Here is a 5,663-nt window from a genome sequence, read left to right on the forward strand (position 1 = left end):
AGCGTGGTCTGCGCGAGATCCGTAATCCCCCAATTACGGAGCTGCTCGACCGCGGTGCGGATCTGCTGCAGCGAGATGCCGGTGTCCAGCAATCGCTTGACGAGCTTCAGCACCAGGATGTCGCGGAAGCCGTACAGCCGCTGGGAGCCGCTTCCGGCCGCGCCGCGGACCGTCGGCTCGACGAGCCCCGTCCGCGCCCAGTAGTCGAGCTGCCGATACGTGATGCCTGCGACGCGCGCAGCCACCACCCCGCGGTATCCCGCGGAGTCGTCCAACTCCGGCATGCCGTCCGTGAACAGCAGGCCGAGGTCGTATCGGTCCTCGCTCCGATTCACCTCAGTCAATTCGATCTGCCCTTCCACCCCCGACGCAGTCCCCGCGGGCAGCGGTGGCGCGTTCTGTGGGTCAACCTACAGACCCGAAATGGCCCAGGCAACGACATCCGGGTTTCGGTGATCGGCGTGTCGGGCGCGCGGACGGGTGCCGCGGTCAGGAGACGTGCTTCTCGAGCGCCCGCTTGACGAGGGCCGTCCGCACCGTCTCGATCTGGCCGGCGAGCTCGATCGCGCGGTCGTCGGCGTGCTGGCGGCTCGCGGAGTCCGCCCGGCGGCGCAGCGGCAGCAGCGCGTTCGCCACCAGCTCCAGCTCGCGCTCGACCGAGATCCGCATCGCGCGGAGGTGCCGCGGCTCGATGCCGGCGGACCGCAGGTCGGCCAGGGCGCGCAGCGTCGCGACGTCGCCCTCGTCGTACAGGTCGGTGGCGCGCATCAGCCCGGTGGCGACGGCGTCGCCCAGCAGGTCGAGGCCCGCGCGCGTCTCGGCGAGCAGCTCGTCCCGCGTCCACCTGCGCTCCAGCCCGAGGATCGAGATCGCGCCCGTGGCGGTGCCTGGCCATTCCGGGTTGCGCCCCGCGTCGAGGTCCGCGAGGTAGGTGCGGATCACCTTGAGCGGCAGGTAGTGGTCGCGCTGCATCGACAGCACCAGCTTGATCCGCTCGATGTCGAGCGGCGAGAAGCTGCGGTAGCCGGAGGCGGTGCGCGCCGGCTGGATGAGGCCGCGGTCCTCGAGGAAGCGCAGCTTGGACGGCGACAGCTCCGGGAAGTCGGACTCGAGCCTCGCCAGCACCTGACCGATGGAGATGGTGCCGGTCATGGGTGCCGGCTCGCGCCGCTCCGGCAGCGCGTGGCTCACCGGGCGCCGACCTGCGCCAGGTCGAGCCGGGAGGCGTAGAAGGTGAGGCGGAACTTGCCGATCTGCACCTCGGCGCCGTCGGACAGCAGTGCCGTCTCGATGCGGACGCCGTCGAAGAAGGTGCCGTTCAGGCTGCCGAGGTCCTTGACTTCGAACGCGGTCCCGTGGCGCAGGAACTGCGCGTGCCGGCGGGAGACCGTCACGTCGTCGAGGAAGATGTCGGCCGACGGGTGCCGCCCGGCCACGGTCTCGTTCTGGTCGAGCAGGAAGCGGGCCCCGACGTTCGGCCCGCGCCGCACGACGAGCAGCGCCGACCCGCTGGGCAGCGCGCCGACGGCGGCCTGCTCCTCCGCGGAGGTGCCCGTCAGCTCCGCGAGACGGGAGCCGAACTCGTACCCGAACGAGGCGGTCGTCTCGGGCCCGTTGACCGGCTCCTCGCGCCGTCCACGGGAGCGATCGTCGCGATCATCGACCATCCGGCGACCTCCTCATGGCGGACCAGGGTAGCGGACGCCATGGGCGTGTCGCCCTTCCCGGTCGCGCTCCGGCGTCGGGCGCCCCGTCGGAGGGTGCCGCTACCGTGCACACCATGTCCTGCATCCGCTTCAGCACGACCGCGCAGCGCGAGGCGATGCGGAGGGACGCGGCGGCGCTCGCGGCAGCCGACCAGGCGATCCTGCACCGCTCGCCGCCGGTCACGGAGACGAAGATCGCGCGGCTGCGCCTGCTGGCCGAGCACGCCCGGCCCAGCATCCGCCAGAGCGCCGCGTCCAGCCGCTCCGCGCCGCTCGACCTGCTCGAGCGGCTGGCGGCCGACCGGGATCCCGGTGTGCGCGGCGAGGTCGCGAAGAACGAGGCGGCGCCCGCTGCGTTGGTCGAGGCGCTCAGCCGCGACCGCGACGCCCGCGTGCGCTGCTGGGCGGTCCTGAACCCGCTGCTGCCCGACGAGCGGGTGCGCGAGCTGGAGGCGGACCGCGACGCGCAGGTCGCCCGGCTCGCCGGCTGGCGCCTCGGCGCAGCCCAGCCCGCCTGACGCGCTCGGGGCGGGGCTCAGAACCCGAGGACGGCCAGCAGGCGCCCGGGGCCGAGCACGGCGCCGCCGGCCGCTGTGACCCGCTCGCCGAGGGCCCGATCGGCGGTGATCGCGGTCACCGGCCGGCCGGCCGCGACCGCCGCCGCCACCTCGGCGACGACGGCCGCGTCGCCGTCCCGCTCGGCCCGCACGACGCGGACGCCGTCGACGTCCTCCGCCGCCCTCGCCTGCCCCTCCAGCACCGCGACGACGAGGGGCCAGCGCCGCACGACGGGCAGCGGTTCGTCGTCCGGCGCCCCGTCGGGCGCCTCCTCCGGCATCCCGGCGGTCGTGAGCGCGGCGAGCGCCACCAGCAGGCGGTGCGCGGCGCCGGGCCGATCGCGCCACCAGCCGTCCGGGCGGCTGCCGACGACGTTCGCCGCGTCGACGACGAGCACCGCGTCCGGCGCGGCGAGCCGCCGCTGCAGCTGCGGCCACGCCGCACCGAAGCCCGGGTGCAGCTCGCGCGCGGTCACCCGGTCGGCGGGGACCCACTCCAGCGCCGTGCTCTCGCGATCGGTCACCGAGACGGGCAGCGCCTGCGGAGCGGCGACCGCGACGGTCGTGTAGGTCCACACGCCGAGGTCCAGCCGGACCGCGAACCGCGGCCGCAGGGCGGCGACGTCGATCCCGGTCTCCTCGTGCGCCTCCCGCAGCGCGCCGGCGAGGGAGGTCTCCCCCACGTGCCGCGCCCCGCCCGGCAGCCCCCAGGTGCCGCCGAAGTGGCTCCAGCCGACGCGGTGCTGCAGCAGCACGGCGCCGGCCGGGTCGACGACGAGCAGACCCGCCGCGCCCGCGCGACCCCAGAAGCGCCGGCCGTCCGGCAGCTCGACCCAGCCGTCGGCGGGGTCCCGCGGCCCCGGCGGCGGTCCGGGCGGCGCATGGGTCACCCGAGCAACCGTAACGACAGCGGCCCCGGGGTCTCCCCCGGAGCCGCTGCGGGTCAGGTGCGGATCAGGCCGCGACGGGCTGGTTCGACGACAGGACCGAGGGCTCCTCGACCGGCGTCGCCCCCCTGGGACGCACGAACTTCTTCAGCGCGACCAGGACGAAGCCGGTGACGGCGGCGCCGATGATGATCGACAGCGCCCACAGCCCGAAGTTGTCGATCGCGAAGAAGACGAAGATCCCGCCGTGCGGCGCGCGGCTGGTGACGCCGAACGCCATCGTCAGCGCACCCGTGATCGCGCCGCCGATCAGGTTCGACGGGATGACGCGCAGGGGGTCGGCCGCCGCGAACGGGATCGCGCCCTCGGAGATGAAGGAGGCGCCGAGCAGCCAGGCGGCCAGCCCGTTCTCCCGCTCCACCTCGGAGAAGCCCTTCCGGTAGAGGACCGTCGAGGCGAAGGCCATGCCGATCGGCGGCACCATGCCCGCGGCCATGACGGTCGCCATGATCTGCAGGCTGGCCGTCGTGCCGGAGGCGAGGCCCGCGACCGCGAACGCGTAGGCGACCTTGTTGATCGGGCCGCCGAGGTCGAAGCACATCATCAGGCCGAGGATCACGCCGAGGCCGATCGCGGCGGTGCCGGTCAGCCCGGTCAGCGCCTCGTTCAGCCCCTTGGTCAGCGCGGCGATCGGGCCGCCGAGCACCAGGATCATCAGGCCCGAGGCGACGATCGACGCGAGCAGCGGGATGATCACGACCGGCATCAGGCCGCGCAGCCAGCGCGGCACCGTCGGGGTGCCGATCAGCTTCGCCGAGTAGCCGGCGAGCAGGCCGCCGACGATGCCGCCGATGAAGCCGGCGCCGAGGTAGCCGGAGACGGCCCCGACGACGAAGCCGGGCGCGATGCCGGGCCGGTCGGCGATCGCGTAGGCGATGTAGCCGGACAGCGCAGGGACGAGGAAGCCGAGGCTCAGCTGCCCGATCTTAACCGCCGCGGCGCCGAGGTAGAAGAACAGCCCCTGCGGCGGGAGGTCGAACAGGTTGAAGTTCTGCAGCGCCCAGTCGTTGTACGCCAGCCCGCCCGTGCTGTTCCCCGCTCCGGGCAGCACGATCTGGTAGCCGTTGATGCCGGATCCCCAGCCGGCGATGAGGAACCCGAGCGCGATCAGCAGACCGCCGCCTGCGACGAACGGGATCATGTAGCTGACACCCGTCAGCAGGATCCGCTTGATCTCCGCGCCGGGGCTCGTCGCCCTGGCGGTGCTGGACGAGGCCGCTCCCCCGCCCTGCACCCGCGCCGCGTTCGGGTCCTTCGCGGCGGCGAGCGCCTCCCTGATCATGTCGTCCGGGTGGTCGATGCCCCGCTTGACGGGCGCCTGCACGACCGGCTTGCCGGCGAAGCGGCCGCGGTCGCGCACGTCGACGTCGTTCGCGAAGATCACCGCGCCGGCGCGCTCGATCAGCGCGGGATCCAGCGGCGTCATGCCGGCGGAGCCCTGCGTCTCGATGTGCAGCTCGACGCCCAGCTTCTTGGCCGCGTTCGTCAGCGCGTCCGCGGCCATGTAGGTGTGCGCGATGCCGGTGGCGCAGGACGTGATGCCGACCAGCAGCGGCTGCCCGGAGGAGGAGGCGGGCGCCGCCGTGGCGACCGGTCCCCCCTCCGGCTCCTCCGCGGTGGCCTGCTCGACCAGCGCGACGATCTCGTCGGGCGTGCTGGCGGAGCGGAGCGCCGCGACGAAGTCCTCCTTGACGAGGCTCCTCGCGAGCTTCGCCAGCAGCTGCAGGTGCAGCTCGTCGCCGCCGGTCGGGGCGGCGATCATGAACACGATGTCGGCCGGGCCGTCGAACCCGCCGAAGTCCACCTTCGGGCTGACGCGCGCGAACGCGAGGCTCGGCGCCGTGACGGAGGCGGAGCGGCAGTGCGGGATCGCGATGCCGCCGCCGAGACCGGTGTCGGTCTTCTGCTCACGGGCCCACGCGTCGGCGTAGAGCGACTCGACCTCGGTCGCGCGACCGGCGTCGACGACCAGGGTCGCGAGCGCGCGGATGACGTCGCTCCGCTCGGGACCGAGGTCCGCGTCGAGCGTGACGAGGTCACGCGTGATCAGGGCTGGCATGGGGCTCCTTCGCTTCGGTGAATCGGCTTGGTGGTGGTTCAGGGGACGAGGACCTCGACGCCGGCGGCGGCGAGGGCGTCGGCGAGGTCGCCGGCGGGCGCGAGATCGGTGATGAGCAGGTCGAGGTCGGCGAGCCCGGCGAAGCGCAGGAACGACTCCTCCCCGTGCTTGGAGGAGTCGACCAGCGCGACGGTGCGGCGCGCGGAGCGCACCATCGCGGTCTTGACCGCCGCCTCCCGCTCGTCCGGGGTCGACAGCCCGAACCCGGCGGAGATGCCGTTCGCCCCGACGAAGGCGAGGTCGCAGCGGAACGCGGCGAACGCCTCGAGGGCCGGCATGCCGACCATCGCGGACGTCTCGGGGCGGACGACGCCGCCGACCGCATGCACGGTCA

6 protein-coding genes and 1 pseudogene are annotated in these 5,663 nt (G+C 73.8%); 1 reads left to right on the forward strand and 6 read right to left on the reverse strand.

All coding sequences use genetic code 11. The features are described 5' to 3' along the window. The 3 genes from ACFE60_RS17270 to ACFE60_RS17280 form a co-directional block, all read right to left on the reverse strand. Positions 1–284: MerR family transcriptional regulator (locus ACFE60_RS17270; RefSeq protein ID WP_375390101.1), on the reverse strand; the 284-nt coding region annotated here is incomplete at its 3' end. Positions 285–489: 205 nt separating this feature from the next. Then, positions 490–1,152 (reverse strand): MerR family transcriptional regulator, encoded by a 663-nt coding sequence (locus ACFE60_RS17275; RefSeq protein WP_375390096.1) that lies wholly within the window; start codon positions 1,150–1,152, stop codon positions 490–492. Positions 1,153–1,187: 35 nt separating this feature from the next. Then, on the reverse strand, positions 1,188–1,667 hold the full coding sequence (locus tag ACFE60_RS17280) for an FHA domain-containing protein (RefSeq protein ID WP_375390097.1): 480 nt from the start codon (positions 1,665–1,667) through the stop codon (positions 1,188–1,190). A gap of 113 nt (positions 1,668–1,780) precedes the next feature. On the opposite strand from ACFE60_RS17280, the gene ACFE60_RS17285 reads away from it, so the two are divergent. Further along, positions 1,781–2,224 (forward strand): hypothetical protein, encoded by a 444-nt coding sequence (locus ACFE60_RS17285; RefSeq protein WP_375390098.1) that lies wholly within the window; start codon positions 1,781–1,783, stop codon positions 2,222–2,224. Positions 2,225–2,241: 17 nt separating this feature from the next. Here ACFE60_RS17285 and ACFE60_RS17290 read toward each other — a convergent pair whose 3' ends face one another. The 3 genes and pseudogenes from ACFE60_RS17290 to ACFE60_RS17300 all read right to left on the reverse strand — a co-directional run. Then, positions 2,242–3,153 carry an NUDIX domain-containing protein gene (locus ACFE60_RS17290; RefSeq protein ID WP_375390099.1) on the reverse strand — a complete coding sequence of 304 codons (912 nt, stop codon included), beginning with the start codon at positions 3,151–3,153 and terminating at the stop codon, positions 2,242–2,244. 64 nt (positions 3,154–3,217) lie between these two features. Next, complete coding sequence (locus tag ACFE60_RS17295) at positions 3,218–5,269, reverse strand: fructose-specific PTS transporter subunit EIIC (protein ID WP_375390100.1); 2,052 nt, start codon at positions 5,267–5,269, stop codon at positions 3,218–3,220. A 38-nt stretch (positions 5,270–5,307) separates the two neighbouring features. After that, a pseudogene (locus ACFE60_RS17300) lies at positions 5,308–5,663 on the reverse strand (D-beta-D-heptose 1-phosphate adenosyltransferase); the annotation flags it as partial.

It is taken from the genome of uncultured Amnibacterium sp. (assembly GCF_964245895.1).
Lineage (GTDB): Bacteria > Actinomycetota > Actinomycetes > Actinomycetales > Microbacteriaceae > Amnibacterium.